General features: G+C 37.7%; 16 protein-coding genes. 8 read left to right on the top strand and 8 right to left on the bottom strand.

The features are described from left to right. Genes CVT13_RS05290 through CVT13_RS05275 form a run of 4 tightly spaced genes read right to left on the bottom strand, consistent with a single transcriptional unit; the run spans position 1 to position 6,293 of the window. On the bottom strand, positions 1–1,695 hold the full coding sequence (locus CVT13_RS05290; protein WP_054196368.1) for a Na+/H+ antiporter NhaC family protein: 1,695 nt from the start codon (positions 1,693–1,695) through the stop codon (positions 1–3). Positions 1,696–1,704: 9 nt separating this feature from the next. Next, positions 1,705–2,451 (bottom strand): SDR family NAD(P)-dependent oxidoreductase, encoded by a 747-nt coding sequence (locus tag CVT13_RS05285; RefSeq protein WP_087578570.1) that lies wholly within the window; start codon positions 2,449–2,451, stop codon positions 1,705–1,707. Between the two features lie 8 nt (positions 2,452–2,459). After that, positions 2,460–3,671: an ankyrin repeat domain-containing protein gene (locus CVT13_RS05280; protein ID WP_107811842.1), complete on the bottom strand. Its 1,212-nt coding sequence runs from the start codon at positions 3,669–3,671 to the stop codon at positions 2,460–2,462. A gap of 36 nt (positions 3,672–3,707) precedes the next feature. Next, entirely contained in the window at positions 3,708–6,293 is a 2,586-nt protein-coding gene (locus CVT13_RS05275) for a bifunctional aconitate hydratase 2/2-methylisocitrate dehydratase (protein WP_107811841.1), read from the bottom strand. Between the two features lie 125 nt (positions 6,294–6,418). Between CVT13_RS05275 and CVT13_RS05270 the strand changes: the two genes are divergently transcribed. Continuing rightward, a complete protein-coding gene (locus CVT13_RS05270) occupies positions 6,419–6,877 on the top strand; it encodes a methylated-DNA--[protein]-cysteine S-methyltransferase (RefSeq protein WP_107811840.1) in 459 nt (152 codons plus the stop codon). Between the two features lie 262 nt (positions 6,878–7,139). On the opposite strand, the gene lon is transcribed toward CVT13_RS05270, so the two are convergent. Both lon and CVT13_RS05260 read right to left on the bottom strand, forming a co-directional pair. Continuing rightward, entirely contained in the window at positions 7,140–9,557 is a 2,418-nt protein-coding gene (gene lon, locus CVT13_RS05265; RefSeq protein WP_107811839.1) for an endopeptidase La, read from the bottom strand. Between the two features lie 8 nt (positions 9,558–9,565). Continuing rightward, positions 9,566–10,213, bottom strand: a complete 648-nt coding sequence (locus CVT13_RS05260; protein WP_021091013.1) for an outer membrane protein assembly factor BamD — start codon at positions 10,211–10,213, stop codon at positions 9,566–9,568. A gap of 112 nt (positions 10,214–10,325) precedes the next feature. Between CVT13_RS05260 and fliW the strand changes: the two genes are divergently transcribed. The 6 genes from fliW to hpf all read left to right on the top strand — a co-directional run bounded on the left by fliW (position 10,326) and on the right by hpf (position 17,719). Continuing rightward, positions 10,326–10,709, top strand: coding sequence for a flagellar assembly protein FliW (fliW, locus tag CVT13_RS05255; protein WP_054196362.1), 384 nt, complete (start codon positions 10,326–10,328; stop codon positions 10,707–10,709). A gap of 60 nt (positions 10,710–10,769) precedes the next feature. Then, complete coding sequence (locus CVT13_RS05250; protein WP_107811838.1) at positions 10,770–14,987, top strand: hypothetical protein; 4,218 nt, start codon at positions 10,770–10,772, stop codon at positions 14,985–14,987. After that, a complete protein-coding gene (locus tag CVT13_RS05245) occupies positions 14,981–15,676 on the top strand; it encodes a type II secretion system protein (RefSeq protein ID WP_107811837.1) in 696 nt (231 codons plus the stop codon). The genes CVT13_RS05250 and CVT13_RS05245 overlap by 7 nt, the downstream gene beginning before the upstream one ends. Next, a complete protein-coding gene (locus tag CVT13_RS05240) occupies positions 15,673–16,689 on the top strand; it encodes a type II secretion system protein (protein ID WP_234411977.1) in 1,017 nt (338 codons plus the stop codon). The genes CVT13_RS05245 and CVT13_RS05240 overlap by 4 nt, the downstream gene beginning before the upstream one ends. Then, on the top strand, positions 16,689–17,111 hold the full coding sequence (locus tag CVT13_RS05235) for a hypothetical protein (protein ID WP_087584768.1): 423 nt from the start codon (positions 16,689–16,691) through the stop codon (positions 17,109–17,111). Before CVT13_RS05240 ends, CVT13_RS05235 begins: the two co-directional genes overlap by 1 nt. Before the next feature lie 80 nt (positions 17,112–17,191). Continuing rightward, entirely contained in the window at positions 17,192–17,719 is a 528-nt protein-coding gene (gene hpf, locus CVT13_RS05230) for a ribosome hibernation-promoting factor, HPF/YfiA family (RefSeq protein WP_021090930.1), read from the top strand. 476 nt (positions 17,720–18,195) lie between these two features. Here hpf and CVT13_RS05225 read toward each other — a convergent pair whose 3' ends face one another. Beyond that, entirely contained in the window at positions 18,196–18,738 is a 543-nt protein-coding gene (locus CVT13_RS05225) for a DUF1523 family protein (RefSeq protein WP_107690924.1), read from the bottom strand. Positions 18,739–18,809: 71 nt separating this feature from the next. Beyond that, positions 18,810–21,041 (bottom strand): nitric-oxide reductase large subunit, encoded by a 2,232-nt coding sequence (locus CVT13_RS05220; RefSeq protein ID WP_021090748.1) that lies wholly within the window; start codon positions 21,039–21,041, stop codon positions 18,810–18,812. A 217-nt stretch (positions 21,042–21,258) separates the two neighbouring features. Between CVT13_RS05220 and CVT13_RS05215 the strand changes: the two genes are divergently transcribed. Beyond that, entirely contained in the window at positions 21,259–22,314 is a 1,056-nt protein-coding gene (locus tag CVT13_RS05215; protein WP_107811836.1) for an ABC transporter substrate-binding protein, read from the top strand. Positions 22,315–22,317 lie beyond the last annotated feature (3 nt).

The raw sequence follows: 22,317 nt of genomic DNA, 5'->3' as shown, positions 1-22,317 counted from the left end.
TTATGCTTCTACTTTCTTTCCAACAAATCTAACTAGTGCCCAAATCGCTAAAAATCCGCAAGGAAGCGCGATCCAAACGCTAAGACCAAGTGCAACCGGCAAGTAACCAACTAGCACACAAACCGCACAAACGCTAAGCGCATAGACCATTTGAGTCGATACGTGATCGATATGATTACATCCTGCGCCCATTGATGAAAGGATCGTAGTATCCGATATCGGTGAGCAGTGATCGCCAAAGATCGCACCTGTAAGTACGCCTGAGATATTTACGATCATATATGCATGCATCGCATCACCCTCTAGGCCGTAGTTTTTGCCGACCGCATAAGCTAGTGGGATAGCTAGGGGCATTAAAATTCCCATCGTGCCATAGCTCGTTCCAGTTGAAAAGCTAATAAACGAACCAAGGATAAAAACAGCAACTGGCAATATAAATTTAGGTGTTGAAGAGCTTAATAGATCAACCAAATATCTTGATGTGCCAAGCTCTTTTATAACCGCGCTAAGGCTCCAAGCAAGAAGCAAGATTACAACTGTAATTATCATAGTTTTCCAGCCTTTTACCCATGTGCTGATAGCCTCTTTTACGTCAAAAATTTTACGCCAAACACCCATTGTTATAGCTACGATACTAGCAAGTAGTGCTGCTTGAAATAGCGATGTAGCCGAGTCTGCTGCGCCAAAAGTATCTTTAAAAGTAGAAAATGAAAGTGGATTAGCAAGTGCATTTTTAAGAGCATCGCCCTCAAGTGCAGCAAGGCCACTAAAGTAAAAACTAGTAAATGCGCCAATGACCAGCACAAGAAGTGGTACAACAGCATTTGCAGCACTTAATTTTACGCCCTCTTTTGGCTCAAGTGTTTTATCTTCAAGATCTTGGATTTGAGTTTTACCTGAGTGAAGCTCGCCTCTTCTAGCACGTCTTTCAGCTAATAGCATTGGTCCGTATTCACGTTGCATCAAGGCTGTACAGACTATAAAAAATAAGATGAAGAGATTGTAAAATCTATATGGAATTGTCTCGATAAATATAGAATAAGCGTTAATACCAGTCTCTCCAACTAGCTCATAGCCCTTTTCAATGAGTGAAACCTCAAGGCCAACCCATGTCGAGATGATAGCAATACCAGCGATCGGTGCTGCAGTAGCATCGATGATAAAAGCTAGTTTTTCACGACTTATTTTAAATTTATCACTTATTGGTCTCATGATTGGACCTACTATTAGAGCATTTGCATAGTCATCAAAAAATACAAAAATTCCCATCAGCCACGTTGAAATTTGAGCTGAAATGCCGCTTTTTGCCTTTTTGCTAAGCCAAAGAGCAACCGCTTTTGTACCACCCATTTTTGTGATAAGTGCGACCACACCACCGATACAAAGCACTTGAAGTAAAATTCCTGAGTCAGTCTTATCAGCCATTGATTCAACGACCCTTGAAACGATACCTGTAAAGCCTTTTACGATACCCATAAAGATGTTTTCATTGATGATATTTATGAGAAATGTTCCGCTAAAAACACCTATAAATAGCGACAAGATGACGTCTTTTGTGATAAAAGCAAGTGCTATTGCCACAACAGGCGGTATAAGCGTAAATACGCCATAAATTTCAGCGTTTCTCTTTGCCACTTCTGGATCGACACCAAAAAGTGCAACGCTAAAAAAAAGTAATAATAAAATTTGTCTCACAAGAACTCCTTAAAATTTTTCTATCGCAAGTCCAGCCCAAGTCTGCGTATTTGCCATGACTTCGACTCTATTTATATTAACACTTCCAGGCATATTTAGACAATTTACCAAAATCGTCGCGATATCCTCAGATGTGATGAAATTTGTATTTTCATAAAGGCTATCTGCCTTTGCCTTATCTCCCCTAAATCTAACCTCGCTAAATTCAGTCTTGCAAAGCCCTGGCTCGATGTTTGTCACCCTGATATTTGTACCGACTAGATCGTTTCTTAAATTTAAACTAAACTGCTTTACAAAGGCCTTTGTAGCGCCGTAAACGTTGCTTCCAGGATATGGCCATGAGCCAGCTGTCGAGCCAATATTAAAGATATAGCCCTTTTCTTGCTTGTAAAGTAGTGGCAAAACCGCCTTTGTTGAGTAGATAAGACCCTTGACATTGGTGTCTATCATCGCCTCAAAGTCCTCCACCTTCGCATCTATCGTCTTTTCAAGCCCAAGTGCCATACCAGCGTTATTTACAAGCACTTCGATATCCTTAAATTTATCAGGCAAGCTCTCAACCGCTTTAAAAACAGCTTCTTTGTCGCGTATATCAGCTACTATGATATGTGTATCGCCAAGCTCGCTTGCAAGCTTTTTTAGCCTATCTTCTCGCCTTGCAAGAGCGACTATCTTGTAGCCCTCTTTTGAGAGTCTTCTGGCGATCGCCTCGCCAAATCCAGATGTTGCACCAGTTACAAAAGCTGTCTTTTTCATAATTTTTCCTAATTGAAATTTGGCTTTAAACCCAAATTTTCTAAAAATTTGATCGTCTTTTCGTTTTGTTCTTTCATAGCATAGTCAAGTGCGTTAAATCCAGCATCATCAGTGGCGTTAATATCAGCACCATTATCCATCAAAAGCTTTAAAATTTCTGGTGTTGCATGAGCTGCTGCATGCATAAAAACGCTTCTATTTGTGTGTTCTAATCCACATGTATCTTCAACCTGCGTCATACCCAAATTTATCATATTCATCTTGGTATTTTCATCTATGTAGCTCTCGTTGGCATTGGCGCCATTTTTTAGCAAAAGCTCGCAAAGTGGTTTATCACTAAACTGCACAGCGTAAAAAAGCACACTTTTTCCAAAGAAATTTTTGTGATTTACATCGGCTTTATTTGCAAGTAAAATTTTTACATTTTCTATATTTTTTAAAGCAAAAAATAGCGGCGTCTCATCGCCCAAATTCACATCGGCCCCGCGCCTTATGATCTCTTTTATCATGTCACTACTTTTTTCGTTTAAAAGTGCGATATTAAGCAAATTTGTAAGCTCAGCGGTACTAAAATTTTTCGAGTAGAGCAAATTTGCCAGCTCATCGGAATTTATCCTTTGAGCCATCATATTTTGCTCAGGTGTTAAAATTTTAGCCTTATTTACACTTTTACCGACACCAAAAGTCAAAAACTCATTTACCACGCTAGTTGCGTAGTAAGCGGCACTTGGTGTATCAAGTCCCAGGCTTTCATAAAATTTTACAAGCGGAGTTTGAGCGTTTTTGTAAGCTTCGATAATTTTTTTATATTTTAAAAAATTAAATAAGCTCTCGTTTGCCCAGTATCTAAGATACTCCATTCTAGCGTCTTTTTCACCCTCAGCAATCTTTGGCTCTGCAAGCTCTTTTGCGTAAAATTCAGGTGCGAATGACGCTTTTAGTAAAAGCCATCTAAGCTTGTTTAAATTTTCTTTATAAACTCTATCACCAACGCAACTTTGAGACTCACTTCTCACAGCCACACTCGCCTCAAAAAGCTCTTTCACCTCTTTTAAATTTAAAAGCGAACCATCACAGTAAAATAGCCCCTCATTCGCATAAGCAAGATCGTTTGGAGTAGTTTTAAAGCTCTCTTTTTTAGCAAGATCACTGCACTCTAAAGCGTGTAAATTTATAAAAAAACAAACGCTAAAAAAGAGAAAAAAAACTACTTTTTTCATCAAAGCTCCTTAAAATTTCGCGATATTGTAACAAATTTATATGCTAAACTCGCTTATTTCATTAAAATTTAGATATTTATAAATTTCATCTTTATTTAAGCTAAGGCTATCTTTTACTATCTTTTTATATTCATCTACACTTGGTAAACGCCCAAGTAGCGCACAAACAGCAGCCAGCTCGGCACTTCCTAGATAGACCTTCGCGCCCATACCCATTCTGTTATCAAAATTTCTAGTCGAGGTAGAAAAGACAACGGCATTGTCATTAACTCTTGCTTGATTGCCCATGCAAAGCGAACAGCCTGGCACCTCTGTCCTTGCATTTAATCTTTTAAAAATTTCATAAACGCCTTCATTTTCAAGTGTGCTTTTATCCATCTTTGTCGGCGGTGCTATCCAAAGCCTAGTTGTAAGCTTACTCTCATGTTCTAAAATTCTAGCAAGCGCCCTGTAATGGCCGATATTTGTCATACAGCTTCCCACAAAAACTTCATCGATTTTATGCGCTCTTTTGTTATCAGCTAAAATTTCACTTAATGTTGCCACATCGTCTGGGTCATTTGGACACGCCAAAATCGGCTCATCTATCTGAGCTAGATCGATCTCCAAAATTTCAGCGTATTTTGCATCTTTATCGGCTCTTAAAAGAGTTGGATTTTCAAGCCATTTTTGCATCTTCTCTTTTCGTCTAAGCAAAGTCTCACGGCTATCGTAACCAGCTTTTATCATCGCATCAATTAGCGCGACGTTTGAGCGAACATACTCCACAACGCTATCAACGCTTAAATTTACCACGCAAGCCGCCGCCGAGCGTTCAGCCGAAGCATCACTTAGCTCAAACGCCTGCTCTACTTTTAGACTCTCAAGCCCTTCTATCTCTAAAATTTTACCCGCAAAAACATTCTTTTTGTTTTTCTTCTCAACGCTTAAAAGCCCTTTTTTGATAGCAAAATAAGGTATCGCATTGACAAGATCACGAAGCGTCACGCCCTCTTTTAGCTCGCCTTTAAATTTGATCAAAACCGACTCTGGCATATTTAGTGGCATCATGCCAAGCACCGCTGCAAACGCCACTAGACCACTTCCCGCTGGAAAGCTGATACCGATAGGAAATCTCGTGTGACTATCGCCGCCAGTGCCCACCGTATCAGGTAGTACCATGCGGTTTAGCCACGAGTGGATGACGCCATCGCCTGGCTTTAGACTCACACCGCCACGTAAATTTATAAATTTTGGCAAGCTCTTTTGCATCTCAAGGTCGCTTGGCTTTGGATAAGCAGCTGTGTGGCAAAAGCTTTGCAGAACAAAATCCGCGCCGAAACTAAGGCTAGCAAGCTCTTTTATCTCATCTCTAGTCATCGGCCCAGTCGTATCTTGCGAGCCAACAGTTAAAATTTCTGGCTCCACATAAGCCCCAGCTCTAACGCCAGCCTTGCCGCAAGCCTTGCCAACCATCTTTTGAGCCAGCGTATAGCCACCGCTCTGCTCTTTTGGCTGATCTGGCTTTATAAAAATTTGCTCCTCGCCAAGCCCTAGAGCCTCTCTAGCCTTTTTGGTCACTTGCCGTCCTATCATAAGTGGTATCCTGCCACCTGCTCTTATCTCGTCACTTAGAGTATTTGGACTAAGTTTAAAATTTGCCACGAGTTTTTTCTCAGTACCTGCAAGCTTGTAAATTTCGCCTTTAAATGGATAAATTTCTATCTCATCGCCCATCTCAAGCTCATTTACGTTTGCAACTATCGGCAGTGCACCGCTATCTTCAGCGGTATTAAAAAATATAGGAGCTATGGTCGTACCGATCACGATACCGCCCGTTTTTTTGTTTGGCACGCCCTCGATCTCATCGCCAAGATGCCACTGGATAGAGTTTATACCGCTCTTTCTGCTGCTGCCAGTGCCAACCACATCGCCAACATACGCCACTTTTTTACCACGAGTTTTGAGCTCTTTTAAAATTTCTAGACCCTCAGGCATCTTTTTAACAAGCATTGCTTTTGCGTGAAGTGGTATGTCGGCCCTTGTATAGGCCTCACTCGCTGGACTTAGGTCGTCAGTATTTGTCTCACCAGGTACTTTAAAAACGACTGCGTTTATACAGGTTTCGATTGGCTTTTTATGCGTAAACCACTCTGCGTTCGCCCAAGAAACAAGTACATCTTTTGCAAATTTATTGTTGCTACTTAGCTTTACTATCTCGTCAAAATACTCATGCACCAGGATGATATTTTTTAGCTCATTTACCGCAGCTTGTGCAATATTTTCATCGCTATTTTTTAGAGCTCGCACCAAAATTTCCACGTTATATCCGCCAAGCATCTTGCCTAAAATTTTAATAGCACGCATAGCGTCAAGGCCATTAACAGCAAGCCCATCTATCACTTCACCAAGAAATTCTGCCTTTATCTTCGCTGCGTCATCAACGCCAGGATTGATACGAGTTTCAAGCAAATTTATAAGAAATTTTAGCTCGCTTTGTGCCTTTTCGTCGCAACTAGACTTGCTGGCAATCTTTATTAGCTCGCAAACTTCACTTGTTTGCTTGGCATTTAGCGCAAGCGGTGGCACGCCCTCTTTTTCTCGCTCGCTCACGTGTTTTTCGTAGTCGGTAAAAAAGCTCATGAAATTCCTTTGTGGTTTTTGCTCGTTATTTTTAGTCTAAAATCGCTATTTTGCTTGCATTTTATCAAAAAGCAAAACAAACTAAAGTAAAATTTGCCCAAAATTTCAAATTTTAAGGAGCAAATGTGTCAAAAGCTTACCTAAAATCTCCCATTGGAATTTTGGAGATCATCGCTAGCGAAAATGGAATTTGTGAGATAAATTTTGTAGATAAATTTGAAAAAATTTCAGTAAAAGATAAAAATTTAAAGCTTTGCTTGAATGAGCTAGAGGCTTATTTTAATGGCAAGCTTAAAAAATTTAGCGTAAGGCTTGATATAAAAACAACTAATTTTAGAGCAAAAATTTACGAGGCTTTACAAAAAGTACCATACGGGGAAACGACCACATACGCAGCCCTTGCACTTGCCGTAGGTCACAAAAATGCCTACCGAGCAGCAGGATCAGCCAATGCCAAAAATCCAGTGCCTATCATTATACCTTGCCACAGAGTGCTAGCTAGTAGCGGACTTGGCGGCTACTCTGGTGGAGATGGTCTACCAACTAAAATTTGGCTTTTAGAGCATGAAGCAAAGCATAAATAGCTAAAATTTACAGCAAAAAATCTATCAAATTTTAAAATTTATGAACGAGCATATCACGGCTCTAAATTTAGCAGCGAGCTTTACAAGACCTAGATTTTGTAAAAACATCTTACAAATTTAATAGTCCGCCAAAGCGAATAGGCAAAGTTTTAATATTTATTTTTTATTCAAGAGTAAACAAGCTAGCCTAAATTTTTATTTCGTAATATATTTATGAAAATTTCCTAGCCCTAAGCAAGGCTAAATGGGGCTAGGATTTGGATTATTTTTTAGTTACAAGAGCGTTTTTTAAGACATCTTCTATCGTATCTACGGCAATGATCTTCATGTCGCCTTTTACTTCGGCTGGTATATCGACAAGATCGCGGTCGTAGTTTTTACGAGGTATTAGAGCTATTTTGATGCCAGCTTTGTGAGCAGCGATGAGCTTCTCTTTTAGACCACCGATCGGCAGCACTCTACCAGTTAGCGTGATCTCACCAGTCATTGCTATGTCGTGTCTTACCTTTGTGTCGGTTAGTATAGATGCGATCGCGGTTGCCATCGTGATGCCAGCACTTGGGCCGTCTTTTGGTACAGCACCCTCTGGTACGTGCAAGTGAAGATCATAGCGTCTATAAACATCGCTAGCTTCGAGCTTACGCTTGTCGTCATCTAGTTTTGGCACGATAGCCATTGGTACTTTTAGTTTTTTGTTATCGATCAGCACTTTTACCACGCTAAATGCGATATGAGCGCTCTCTTTCATCACGTCGCCTAGCTGACCGGTGATTTGCATGCTGCCTTTGCCTTGGATCCTTATAGCCTCGATCCTTAGCACGTCGCCACCGACACTCGTCCACGCTAGGCCATTTACTAGACCTATCTGATCTTTTTTATCCGCCGGCTCGATCTCATAGACCTTTTTCTCTAAAAACTCTTTTAAATTTTTAGCCGTGACACTGATCTTGCCATCATTCTTTTTGGTGAGGATATTTTTAGCAACCTTTCTTAATATATCAGCCATCCTGCGGCGTAAATTTCGCACGCCACTCTCTCTTGTATAGTCGCTAATTATTAGCTCAAGTGCCTCTTTGCTGATGCTAACATCGCTTGGTTTTAGTCCGTGTTTTTTAAGTTCCTGAGGCAAGAGATATTTCTTAGCGATCTCAAATTTCTCTTGCGGGGTATATGAGCTAAGTTCGATAAACTCCATCCTATCTCGAAGTGCAGCTGGTATCATGCTCACGTCATTTGCTGTGGCGATAAAAATGATCTTGCTAAGATCGATGTTGAAATTTAGGTAGTAGTCTCTAAATTTGTTATTTTGCTCTGGGTCCAAAATTTCAAGTAAAACTGCGGTCGGGTCGCCTCTGTAGCTTCTGCCAACCTTATCGATCTCATCTAAGACAACCACTGGGTTCATCTGTTTGGCTTCTATGAGCCCTTGCACGATACGCCCTGGCATAGCGCCTATGTAGGTGCGGCGGTGGCCTCTTAGCTCGTTTACATCCTCAAGTCCGCCAAGCGCGATCCTAACTAGTTCACGCTTTAGCGCCTTTGCGATCGAGTTTGCAAGGCTTGTTTTACCCACGCCTGGAGGGCCTGCAAAGCATAAAATAGCGCCATTATTTACCTTTTCTCCAACGCCTCTAAGCTCCAAAAGCTCACGCAAAGCAAAATACTCCTCAATGCGCTCTTTTGGCTTTTCAAGGCTGTAATGATCGGCATTTAAATGCTTGCTCACTTCGGTGATGGATGATTTTTTCTTAGCTACATTTTCAAATGGAATTTCTAAAACCCAGTCAAGATAGCTTTGTAAAGTGTTTGCGTCGGCTGAGTCTGGGTGCATGCGAGAAAGTTTATCTATTTGTTTTTTGATCTCTTTGTAGGCGTCCTCAGCCATAAATTTCTTCTTCGCATCAAGCTTTTTGCGGTACTCTTCAAGCTCCTCTTCACGGCTCGTATCCGCTCCAAGCTCAGCTTGAATTTGCTTTAGCTGCTCTTTTAAAAAGTACTCTTTGTTTGTCTTGTCGATCTTTGAGTGAACCTTGTTTTTGATCTCTTTTTGAAGCTTGTTTGCCTCGATCTCTTCGATGACGTAGTCGATGAGCTTTAGTAGGCGCTGCTCTAAATTTTCCTCTACAAAAAAGCTATAGGCGATCTGTTTTTTTAAGCGAAGTGCGCTTGAAACTAGGTCACAAACCCTGATCGCCTCAGCGCTCTCTTCGATCGTCTTTAAAAGATCAGGTGGGAAAAAATGGCTAAACTGCGAAAGCTCTCTTACTTTTTCTCTTAAAACCACTATGAGTGCGTCAGTTTTGACCTGCGATGGGCGCTTAACATGGAGCATATCAACTATACCGCGGAGCGGATTTATGCCTGATTGTTTTAAAATTTTACCTTTATCTATGCCTTGAAATAAAACTTTTACGCGTCCATCAGGTAGTGGCACACGGCGCATTATCGTGCCGATAACGCCAGCATCATAGATACCATCAAAGTCTCTAGCACCGTCTTGCTGAGGCTTTGTAGGCACCACAAGGATCGGAGTCTCTTCTTGTATGGCGAGTTCAAGTGCCTTTAAATTTTCATCATCGCTTAAAAAAAGCGGAGTTATCATAAATGGATATAAAAATAGCTCGTCCTCAACGATGATGGGAATTTCAGTTGGGAAGCCTTTATTTTCGTTTATTTGCAAAATTTCTCCTATTCAAACAGTTTTCTATACCATGCCACGTCAGGTTTAATAAGATCTGAGTTTTTAAACGGCGACTCTTCAAGCTTTTGCTCGTAAATTTTAGCCGAAACATCACGACCAGTCCTATTGTAAAGATCAGCTATTTGCATATCTAGGAAGTAAAGCGCGAGTTTAAATTTGATAAGCATAGTCTCAATAAGTGGCTTATATTCAGTATTTGGATACATATAAAGAAATTTCTCAATCTCTGTTACGCTATCTTCCATAAGCTTTTGGTTGCGGTTTGGCTGAGTAAATGAGTCAAAATTTGCTTTTATCTTTAGATACTGAGCAAACTCTGTTTTTGGGCCGTTGTCGCCGTATCTTTTGATATACTCATCAAGATAGTGATTTGCCATTAGATACTCTTCATCATTTGCGTGAGCTTGGGCAAGAATAAGTAAAATTTGCTCCAAAAGGGGACTTGCTACGTGTTCGCTTGCCATTGAAACATAGTGTTTATCGGCCGCTTCAAGATCACCATCTTTTATATCAGCGATAACCTGTGCATACCACTCATCAGGAGTTAGATTGTAAAGCTCGGTATATTTTTCAGCACAACCACTAAAAAGCCCCAAAAGAGCTACAACTGCTAGAAATTTAGAAAATCTTTTCATGCTTTTCCTTAAAAAGTTTAAATCCTCGTATTCTACATTTTTTGCTATTATTTTTGTATAAATTTTTTAAAACTATGATAAAATACGGCAACTTTACAAAATAGGAGTTAGTATGATTTTTAGTGTTAAAAGCCCTATTTTAGGCTTTGAGCATATCAAGACGATGGAGTTAATTGAACTTGATAAATTTTTTGTTAAGCTAGCAAGCAAAGATGATGAGACATCTTTTACAATGATAAATCCTTTTGCATTAAGAAGCTACGAATTCGATATTCCAAGCTATTATGAAGATCTTATGGAGATTAAAGAAAGCTCTCAACTTAGAATTTATAACATTATCGTTGTTGCACTCCCGCTTGAAAAATCAACTGTAAATTTTATAGCTCCTATCGTTTGCAATATGGATAATATGACCTTATCCCAAGTCGTTTTAGACATTGCCAAATATCCTCAGTACGGGCAAGCTGAAATGATAGAAAATTTTATACAAAAATAGTAGCTAAAAGCTTTTAAAAATCTAAGGATAGATTTTTTATTGTTATTTAGAGGATTTGTTGTGAAGATAGCATACTTACTCTGTTTTATTGTCACGTTTGGTTTTTGTGCACCCAGAGCTTGTACGACAGCAGAAGCAGCATCTATTGGTTGTAGTGGAGCAAATTATTCTTGCTTTATAGACGCTGAAGAGTACCAAGATAACTCTTCTAAAAATATCCCACATTGCATAAGAAAATCTGATAGAACCTGGACGATAGATACCAATAGCTTTTCTTCAGGCTTAGCACAAGATCACTATCATATTTACGTTGAGCAATTTTCTCCATGGAATCAACGATCATTAATAGGTATGTGGGATGATCACTCTAAAGGCTTAAGACAAAGATCAATAAATGGAAATCTAAATACCAGAGTAAATGGAGATATAGCTACCATTGGTGCTACTATTATGATTCCACAATACGCTGGATATAATTTTGTTCCAGATCCATCTAACGTAACAAGAACATCATCTACAGCCGATAGAATATTTTTAGATACTGGTAATTTTTCGCCTAGCAATTACACACTTTGTCAAACAACATATATTTATAATCCTAGCAAGCATCCTTATTGTAAAAATTCATCCTCTTCCACATTTGATTTTAGTGAGAAAAATACCTTTATACAAAATAATTTAAAAGGCAAAAACGTAGTCTATGCCAGGCTTTATTGGGGCGGCTCTCTTTATCAAAACTGGGCAATAAAAAATCTTGGGTCAAATTTATATGTAAGTGCTTTAAATTACATAAAAGGATATAGCAGGATTGATTTTAAAGCTCCTGGAAAAAATGCAATCACAATAGATGCTGATCCAAAAGATATCTTTTGGTTTGGTTCATTTAGTGAGTATAAACCAAAATCAATGACTCTTGAATCATACAATCAAAACGAGTCTAATAGCTACTATGTAAAGGCTGGAATAAACTATCAATATGTAGCAAGTGCTGATGTAACAGATATAGTTAGAGACTCTCTTGGCACTAGCGAGTCAGATAGGACATTTTATGCTGGCAATATTAGATCAACTACGATTCCCTTTAGTGATGAATTTATAGACCCAAATGATGGCATATATAAGGTAAACAACTCTACTAATAGAAAACTAAAAAAAACATACGGCACGCTACTATTCTCACCAGTTCAAGGGCAAAATGGTTACTGGATACAATCCATCGCACCACAATTTGCAGCTTGGAGTTTAGTCATCATTTATGACTTTGATGATAAAACCGCTGCAGCAAACAATATAGAGCCAAAGCTTGTTAGTATATTTGATGGACTAGAAAGACTTGCGGCGGACTGGATGAAGTCAAGCGATCCATTTGGTACTGTAAAGAGCTCAACCATAGATGTAAAATTTGAAAATATCTACACACCAAAAGCAGGAAATATAGATGCTTCGCTCACAATGTTTTCATTTGGCGGCAAGCCAGAAACAAAGGGTGAAGATATCAAGATAAAAAATGGTGGCAGCTATCAGAGTATTACCAGCGGATATAATGCTCAAGGCGATCAGTTTAACTCAACTATGACAAAATTTGGACAACTTATAAATCCAGGTAAAAAATTTCACTCCCAAGCAGACTTGGATATATTTGATATATCGGACAAAATGTCATATGCTCAAAAAGAAGCGGATATAAAATTTACAGTTACAACGATTAAGAGCTCAGGCGGTGCCAATGTTGTAAGTGCTGACCGTATAAATTTAGCTCTAGTTGGCTTTTCTACTAGTATATATAAGCCAGATGTTTGTTATATGGAATATATTTATGCGAAAAAACCTAGCGATAGTACTTTTACAAAGGTGCAAGAAAATACTCCGACGGTAGTGCCAGCAAATACTATTTTAAAAACTTTCGTTGAAGTTACAAATAATACTAATGAAGCTGCCCAAGACTTTGCTCTAAAAGCTACAATAGATCCAAGTCAAATTTATAATCCAAACTCAACTTACATATACGCAGATAAAGCATCACAAGGGCCTAGTGACTTGCTTACTATGTCAGGACAGGTGCACTATAACGACAACACAGGCTTGCAGCAACTAAGTGGAAATGACTTAACTTTTTATTTGGGACAAGGTGCGGCTGCAAATAAGGGTGGAGAAATGCTAATTCATCAAGGCAACTACGCTTATGCTATATATGAAACTACCCTTAAGTCTAAATTTGAGCCAAATAGTTACAAAGCGACGGTCGCAAATGCTGATATAAATTTACAGCCCTATGACACATACATAAGAAGATGTAGCAATCAAAATTACAACATTACTTTAGGCGTTAGTGCCAGTCCAAATAATTTCGTCGCAAGTAATAGACAAGACGATGGCTCAGCGGCTTTTAAAACTAAATTTAAAAATAGACTTCTAACAAAAATCGTTTCTACGCCATTTAATGTCTATATCACAAACTATGATACAGATGGCAACAAAAAAGTACCAGATGCCCCAGTAGATGTAAAAGTAGAGTTGGTTGAGTCTTGCAGTGCTCCAACAAATTTATATGAACAAGATATAACATTTAATGGCGTAACTGATATTTTGTTGTCAGGCATTAGTATTGATAGAGCCTATAAAAGCGTAAAATTTAGAATTTCTCATCTTGATCCAGTGACAAATACTACAAAGGTTGAATGCGAAAAATTAGATGATTTTGCCATAAGACCAAGTCACTTTAGACTATGGGATACCGACAAGAACACGATCAATAATAACAATGTTTTAATAGGCGGCAAAGTTTATAATAATATTGCTCTTGCGGCTATGAAACCTCTTGATAGTGGCTTAGCAAATGGCTATACAAACAACATAAGTGGCTCAAATGGAGAGATAAAACTTGTACCAGCATATAGTGCGACCTGCGATCCTAGCATTATAGAGAGCGAGAACAAACTAAGCGTAGATTTTAACGATCCAAATAAAGCATTGGGTAAAATTTTCCGTCACACGTCAAGTGGACCTGTTGGCTTTTCTTACTCAGATATAGGTGATACATATTTTTATGTATTAGACAAAGACTATACAATAACTGATCAACATACGCCATCAAGAGCTGATGATTGTGTAAAAAACTCAATTAGCAACGATCCATCACAAGATACTGCTCAAGAAGGAAGGATCGGATGTAGTATAAAGCTAGAAGGTAATAGAGATTATCTATTTAGGCCAAAAGATATACAAATAAGTAAGTTAAAGATAACAAAAGATAGCGATATAACATACCTTGATAATGAAGGCATACAAAAAGCAAAGCTTGACTTTGAAGTAACTGCCAGGTTATTTAACGATGATCCTGCAAAACTTTATAATGAAGATTGCTATGCAAAAAATATGAACTTTGACATAAAGTTAGACAGAGTTCCTTTAAATTTTACAGATAACGATGGCAATGCCGGTACATTAGCAAAAGCAAATGAAGAAATTTTATTTTTTGAAATTCCTGGCTCAAATACTAGAAAAGCAATAGATCCAAGTGCCACAAAATCAACATTTTATGTAGAGAAAAACACTTTTGTAAATGGCGTAGGCAAAGGTGAAGTATATTTTAATTTTGAAAGAAAAGTAAATCATGCCAAAAATCCTTTTACTATTTCAAGTAATGATTTTAGCTTTAGCGGCATGTCAGATAGCACCGATACAGTAAAAAAATATGAAAAACCAGCAACAGAAACGACAGCAAAATTTTACTTTGGTAGGGTTTATGCACCATTTTATGAAGGGCTTTATAGCGGTTTTTATGCCAAAATTTATTATGGTGCCTACTGCGATGGATGCAATAAAAATATCTATATGAAAGATAATGGCAAACTGTGGCAAGACTTTCCAGCTGCACCATTTTGGGCTACCAATCCAAAACATAGCGCAGGAGTACTTAACTATCACGACTTTAGCTTTACAAACACTTACAGCGGCACTGTTTTAAGAAATGATGTAAGTAGTATAAGCAATGGCGAGCAAATAATTTTTATAAGAAACCCTTCAGCAGTTACTGATGTGGCTAAAATGAGAGCACCTAGCTGGCTTCTTTATAGTGAATTTGATGAAAAAACTGAAACAAATAATTTCAATCTAAATTTTCTAGTACCAAATGGCGAATGGGCTGGTAAAGTCCTAAAGAGCAATAATATAGAGGATAAGACAAGCGGTGCAGTTGGAGGTTTTATAGGAGTAAAATCTAATAGTGATAGTAACCTAGATATAAGCGACAAGACAAACAGGAGAATAGAGTGGTAAAAAGAGGTGGCTTTTCATTGATAGAGCTTATCTTGTCAGTGCTTGTAGTAGCCATAGTAAGTGCAAGCCTGCCACTAGCAGTAAGAACTACTTCAAATTTAAGCGAGCAGTCCTTAATGCAAGAAGGACTAATGAACGCTAAAACTTATATGTCATTAATATTAAAAGCACCATTTAGTGATCAAGTCTTAATAGCCGGTAAAAACACCATGCCATCATCTATAACCACTCAAGAGGCTATAATTTTTCCTCTTATTATCTGCGATCAAGGGGCAAATCCGGATTTTTATGAAAAAAGCGGTGTAAAAGGAGAAGGACATAGGATACTTGCGTATCCGGTACAAAATTCATCTGCATGTGCTACAAGGCCTAGTGATTCAAAGCTTCCAGAATCAATCAAAAGCGTAAATTTTAAAGTAAAATCTATCAAAAATTTCAATACTCAAAAATCCATCTCACCAACTGCCAGTACCACTAAACGCGACTTTATCATAGATACAGAAACGACTCCAACTATAACAAATAGAGCTGATAAATTTGTAGTTAGCACTCCTTTAAACGATAACGACGTTTTACAGATAAAGCTAGATACGACTATGAAAACTACAAAAGAGAGCAAAAGCGTACTTTATGGATATGCCTTTAACATAGGTGAAAGTAGCACTCTAAGTGTAAAAGAATGGAAATGAAAAAAACAAAAAAAGCTTTTACATTAATTGAGTTAATAATAGTCATCACCGTACTTGGCGTTATCTCACTTATGAGCTTTAACACGCTTATGAATTTATATCAAAACTATTTTCAAAGCAAAGTAATAAACGAACTAGAAACACAAAGCGAAATCGCTCTAGAGCAAATTTCAATGCTACTTAGCCACAGAATCAAACAAAGCGTTATCGCTAGAAAAAAAAATGGAGATTATCTAGCTCTAAATGATAGTGGCGTAAATTTAAGTAGTGACTTTGAAATTTTAGAATTTATCCCAGCTGCTTATGAGTTATTTGATGGCATAAACGAATATAAAGGAGATGATACTAACGGAGATCCTATCATCGAAGAAGGCATATATAGCGGATATGTAGATCTTGCAAATAGCTCTGTTGCAAATGGACTAAAAAGCCCTGGAAGCAAATTTAATGATGCTTTTAGAAACGGCGTAATGGACTTGACCTGCGAAAATGATAGCAATGAAGAAGATGTAAATAGCGGTTCTAGGTGTATAAACGCCGATAATGAAAATGGTGGTTTAGTAGCGATATTTTCTAGCATACTTTATAGAGTTGGTAGTAGTTTTGGCTATCAAGAAAATTTAGACCAAAGGCACTTAGATATCGCAAAAGTTGGCATACAATCAATCGACACGCTTAAGATTTCAAGTGATTTTAAAAATAAAAAAATTTCAGAACAGTATAAGCTAGCTTACACAGCCATTGCCATAGCGCCAGCTGAGCAAAGTGCCGAGGATATACAAAATGGCTCTTTTGACCTTAAAATTTACTACAACTATAGGCCATGGCTAAATGAAGGCTTTAAAAAATTTAGCTCGACATCTACAAAGGATATCAAAGCTGAAAGTGCAACACTAGCTAAACACGTAACAAGATTTGTCTTTACAGAAAAAAATGGTGTCATCGCGCTAAAGCTTTGCCTTAAAGCAGAAAAATCAGAAATAACCATTTGTAAATCAAAGGCAGTGTATTAATGAGAAGAGGATTTACGTTAATAGCAGCGATATTTTTTCTAGTTGTAGCAGCTTCTATTAGCACTCTTGCCCTTTCGATAGCTAGCACATCAGCTAGACAAAGCAGTGAAATTTATCTAAGAGAGCAAGCGCAGCTCGTTGCTCAAGCAGCAGCAGAGTATGCGATGTTTGAAATTTTTAGAACCGATTTCTCAAACAAATGCTTAGATAAAGTAAATGGAGAATTTAACGATATGTTCGACTTTAAAGTAAAAATAACTTACTTTGGCGATATCGGCATATGCACTCCACCGACCATCATGCCTGGCACTGAGGGAGTCGCAAGTACTGGCAACATGATCTTTGATGTTTTTGTAACATCAAAAGATAAAAAAACGCCAAATCCTATAAATTTTCACAAACGAACTCTTCAGAAACTTTAAAATTTTATAAAGATTTTAGTTTAATTTGTTTTTAGTTTTAGCGTGTTATAATCATCTTACTTTCTATAAAGGAGATTACGATGAACATAAGCATTGTAGGAAAACAATTTGAGCTAACAGAGCCAATCAAAAACTATATCCAAGACGCTTTTGATACGCTTGGCAAATACAATCTCGACATCATCTCAGCAAGATGTGTTGTAGCAGCCGATGAAAAACAAGGAAAAAAAGGCTTTAATGCAGAATTTTCTCTAAATATGGCCCATAAAGATACGATAGTCGTTCGCCAAAAAGATAAAGACCTTTACGCTGCGATCGATCTTGCTATCGAAAAAGCATCAAAAGTTTTAAGAAGAGAGCATGATAAGAAATTTACCGTAAAAGGTAAGGCTGACGACAAAGAATTTCGCTCAAGAATAGGTGAAGAAAAGATAGAGGGTGTCGAGGAGATAGTGCCTATGGAGCTTGAAATTTATAAACCACTTGAAGTCGAAGAGGCACTTGAGAAACTAAAATCAAGTGATAAACAATTTTATGTATTTAACGACGTTGACGCAAAAATGCGTGTGATCTACAAAAGAACAGACGGAACTTTCGGTCTTTACTAAAAATAGGGGCATCTTTGCCCCTAAAATTTATGCTAATTCACTATAAAATTTCTTTCTGAAATCTAAAAAATCCTGTTACAAAAACTGATACGCCAGCAAATGGCTTAAAATTTTCAAAAATAGAATAGATATCCTTGCGTGAGATAGACGTAGATACAAGGTGGCTTTCGTGCGAGTCATTTTAGAAGATCTTGGCGAGCTAAATTTAACGACATAAACTAGGTTACAACTGATGAATGGCAAGGCAAAGAATTACATGCCATAAAAAAGTGGGCGGTTTTCTTAAAAATAATTTTAAGCATCTGGACGTGGAATTTTACTTTACAAGCTGGAAAAACGTAGATGAATGTGACAAATAATACAACAGAGCAAATGAGCTAAAAATACTTGATAACACTAGAAATTTTTAAAGATAAAAGAGAGACAAGGCTCTCTTTTTGATTTTTAAAATATCAAATAGCTAAAACAAATGTAATCTATTTCTCTAAATTTTCACTAGTTTTTGGTCTAAAGGCCTTATTTATCTTTCTTATCCAAATGATTAGCGAGATAAACAAGATAAAGTAAAATACATAGCTAGCTACCGGCCAACTAGTATCAGTACCGCTCTCTTTTAGTGAGATGACATTTCTAAACTCTTGAAGCATAGAAATTCTATATCCATAATATTTTACAGTTACGTTTTTATCGCTATTTGCAAAGCCCTGGGCCTTGGCTTGTACATCAGCTGAGTTAAATTTAAAATAAAACGGAAATCCCCATGCAGTATCTTCATTTCTATAAGCCATGACTTTATTTGAATTATTAGAATCTTTAGTATAGATAAAATAAACATCTCTGGTAGGACCATCTGCCGGATTTTTAGCGTCGATGATACCATCTTTGTCCATACGTTTGACATCGCCACCCGTGATTTGCACATTTGCATAGTGTGGAAACGAATAATCAACTACAAGAGCCAAAAAAGCGTGTAAGAGTACAATAAAAATAACGCAAATTCTTTTAAAAAATGTAATCATTTCTTTCCTTTTAAATTTGCGTTATTTTATGAAAAGATAGCTTAATAAAGGGGCAAAATACCCCTTTAATTTTAAGCTTTTTTATTAAGCATAAATTTTAGAAGTTGTGCAAGGAAGCTGATTCCACCGATTATTAAAATCGTATCGCCAATCATTCTTACCCATCTTAAATTTTGTAAGTGTGATTGTTGTAAAAGCTCAGCGCTTCTTGCATACCACATACCATGCTCTAGGCTTGCAAATGCTTGATAAATTCCTATTGGAAGTAGTGAAAGCACGATCATTAGCATAAGACCTATATTTAAGCCCCAAAAACCTACTTTCATAAGTTTTTCATCAAATTCTTGACCTTTGAATAGATAAGTAGCTACTAGCCAAACAAATCCAAGTGCCAAAAATCCATAAACACCAAATAGCGCAGCATGTCCGTGAACTGGAGTCGTATTTAGGCCTTGGATATAAAATAGTGAAATCGGAGGATTGATTAAAAATCCAAATACACCAGCGCCTAGCATATTCCAGAAAGCAACTGCGATAAAGCAGTAAAGTGGCCATTTTAATGTCTTAGCCCAAGTTTGAGCAAACTGAAGTCTGTAGTGTTCATAAGCTTCAGCGCCAAGCAATACAAGAGGAACTACCTCAAGTGCTGAGAAGCTAGCGCCAACTGCCATTATAGGTGTTGTAGTGCCCGCAAAATATAAGTGGTGGAAAGTTCCTGGAATTCCGCCTACTAAGAAAAGTGATGCACTCGCAAGTGTTGAAAACGTAGCAAATCTCTTTGAAACAAGACCAAGACTAACAAACACAAAAGCAAGTGAAGCGGTAGCAAATACCTCAAAAAAGCCTTCAACCCAAAGGTGTACAACCCACCAGCGCCAGTATTCCATCACTGGAAGTGGGCTTCTTTGACCGTAAAATAATCCTGCTCCGTAAAATAATCCAACTGCAACAGCTGAAGCTGCGAAGATAGCAAGTAAATTTTTATCACCTTTGTTCTTAAATCCGCCGATAAATCCGCGAAGTAAAAGTAGCATCCAAATGACAAGGCCAACAAATAAAATAATTTGCCAAACACGTCCAAGCTCGATATATTCGTATCCTTGGTGTCCAAACCAGAAGCTTAAATTTATAGGCATAATATTTGCGATCGCTAAATACTCACCAGCAAAACTGCCAACCACAAGGATTAGTAATGCGTAAAATAATAAATCTACGCCAAGCTTTTGGAATTTTGGATCTTTACCGCCATTTATAATAGGCGCTAGGAAAAGACCGCCTGCTAAAAATCCTGTCGCAATCCAGAAGATACTAGCCTGAATGTGCCATGTTCTAGCAAGTGAATAAGGAATATAGGCTGATAAATTTATACCGTAAAATTCCTGTCCTTCTACTGTATAATGAGCTGTAAAGCCGCCTATTAAAATTTGGAATGCAAAAAGAGCCAAAGTCACAAAAAGATATTTTTTAAGAGCTTTTTGAGATGGAGTTAGGCTTAATTTACTAAGCGGATCTTCGCTAATAGCTTCCAATTTTTCATCATCTTTTTTGCCATAAAAAGAGCTAAACCAAACAAGAAATCCAATACCAGCAATAAGTATTACAACGCTTGCGATTGACCAAAAAATATTTTCGCTTGTTGGTACATTATCGATTAGTGGCTCATGTGGCCAGTTATTTGTATATGTAGCATCGCTATTAGGTCTATTTGCTGCGGTTGCCCAGGCTGACCAGAAGAAAAAGTTATTAAGATCATCTCTATCAGAAGCATTTGGAAGAGTATTTTCTTTCATCGCATAAGCTTCTCTTAAAGATTTAAACTTAGGGTCATTTCCAAAAAGTGATGAATACTCTTGGCTTACTTGTTTCATAGCCTTTAATCTATCGCTGCTAAGTACGATTTTATCGTCTTTTACGCCATTTTCCCGGTATTCTTTTTTAAGTAGAACTTTTAGATTTGCTTTTTGCTCATCATTTAAGTCAGCATATTTTGAGTGGTAAATTTCATCTGCTTTTAACTCTAAAAATATAACTAACTCTTTGTGAAGCCAGTCCGCACTCCAATCAGGTGCTTGATATGCGCCGTGTCCCCAAACAGAGCCAACTTGCATACCTCCTATGCTTTGCCAGGCCTCTTGACCTTTATAGATGCTCTCTTTGTCGATCACGACATTGCCATTCTCATCTGTAAAATTTACAACTGGTGGCGAGCTTCTATAAACTTCAACGCCGTAGTAGCCTAAAATACTAAAGCAAATTACTAGTACTGCAACAAGTGCTAGCCAATACTTTTTGTATTCACGCATTGATTCTCCTTTTTTTAAAAATTTTAAGGCGAAGTTTATCTCATTTTAAAAAAGCAAATAATGACATATGTCAATAAGAGGAGAGAATTTATCCCATTAGTTTTATAAGAATTTACAATATATGCAAATTCTTCATAATGTATATGCAAAATTTACATAGAATTAATATAAATATTATTAACATACATGTTTATACTTCAAAAATAAAGGAAAAAATATGCAAACAAATTTTATGCATAAAGTAGCTAAATTTAGCCTTGTTGCTTCACTATTTATGGCTCTTAGTCTAAGCGCAGCTGAGTCTGCTAGAAGCATCACAGATATGAAAGGTGTCAAAGTAAGCGTGCCTGAGAAGGTTGAGAAGATCGCAGCACTGTGGAATGCAAACAACGAGATCATCCTAGCACTTGGTGGCATGGATAAAGTTGTAGCCACAACTGATCTGATCAAAAACAACAAGTGGTTTGAGCATGTCTATCCAAAACTTAAAAATTTACCAGCTGCACTAAATGGCAAAGACCTTCAGATCGAAGAGCTTGTTAAACTTGCACCTGACGTTATCATAGTATATAACAAAAATTTTCAAGATGAACTTATCAAAAATGGCTTTAGCGCGGTAAATTTGATCTTTAGAGACTATCCAGATATGGAGAAAAGCATCTACGCAACAGCTGAAGTCATAGGCACTGATGACGCTAGAAAAAAAGCTGAAAAACTTGCTAATAAAATCCACGATAACTCTGAGTTTGTAACAGCAAGAACAAAAAACATCCCTGACGCTAAACGTCCAAAAGTACTTCACTTGCTTGGTGGCGCAAATTTGCTAAAAGTTGATGGTACAAATACCATCCAAAACACTTGGATCAAGCTAGGTGGCGGTGTAAATGCTATCCAAACTGAGGGCTCAATGATCGAAGTTAGCGCAGAAGAGATCATCAATGCAAACCCTGATATCATCATCGTTGGCGGTAATGACACAGACGCACAGATCAAAAAGATAAAAGAGCACCCTGCATTCTCTGGCTCAAATGCTGTTAAAAACGGCAAAATTTACGGCAACCCAAAAGGTGTATTTAGCTGGGATAGATATGGCGCTGAAAACGTGCTTCAAATTTTATGGGCAGCAAAGACTATCCAACCAGATCTATTTAAAGATGTCGATATAAAAGCAAAAACAAAAGAGTTTTATAAAGAGTTCTTAAATCACGATCTTAGCGATACAGAGTACGGCTATATCTTAAAAGGTCTAAATCCAGACGGTAGCAGCAAGTAAGAT

Source organism: Campylobacter concisus (genome assembly GCF_003049085.1).
In the GTDB taxonomy this organism is placed as follows: Bacteria; Campylobacterota; Campylobacteria; order Campylobacterales; family Campylobacteraceae; genus Campylobacter_A; species Campylobacter_A concisus_H.
The sequence above is the reverse complement of the archived record's forward strand: the minus strand, read 5'-3'. Positions and strand labels throughout refer to the sequence as shown.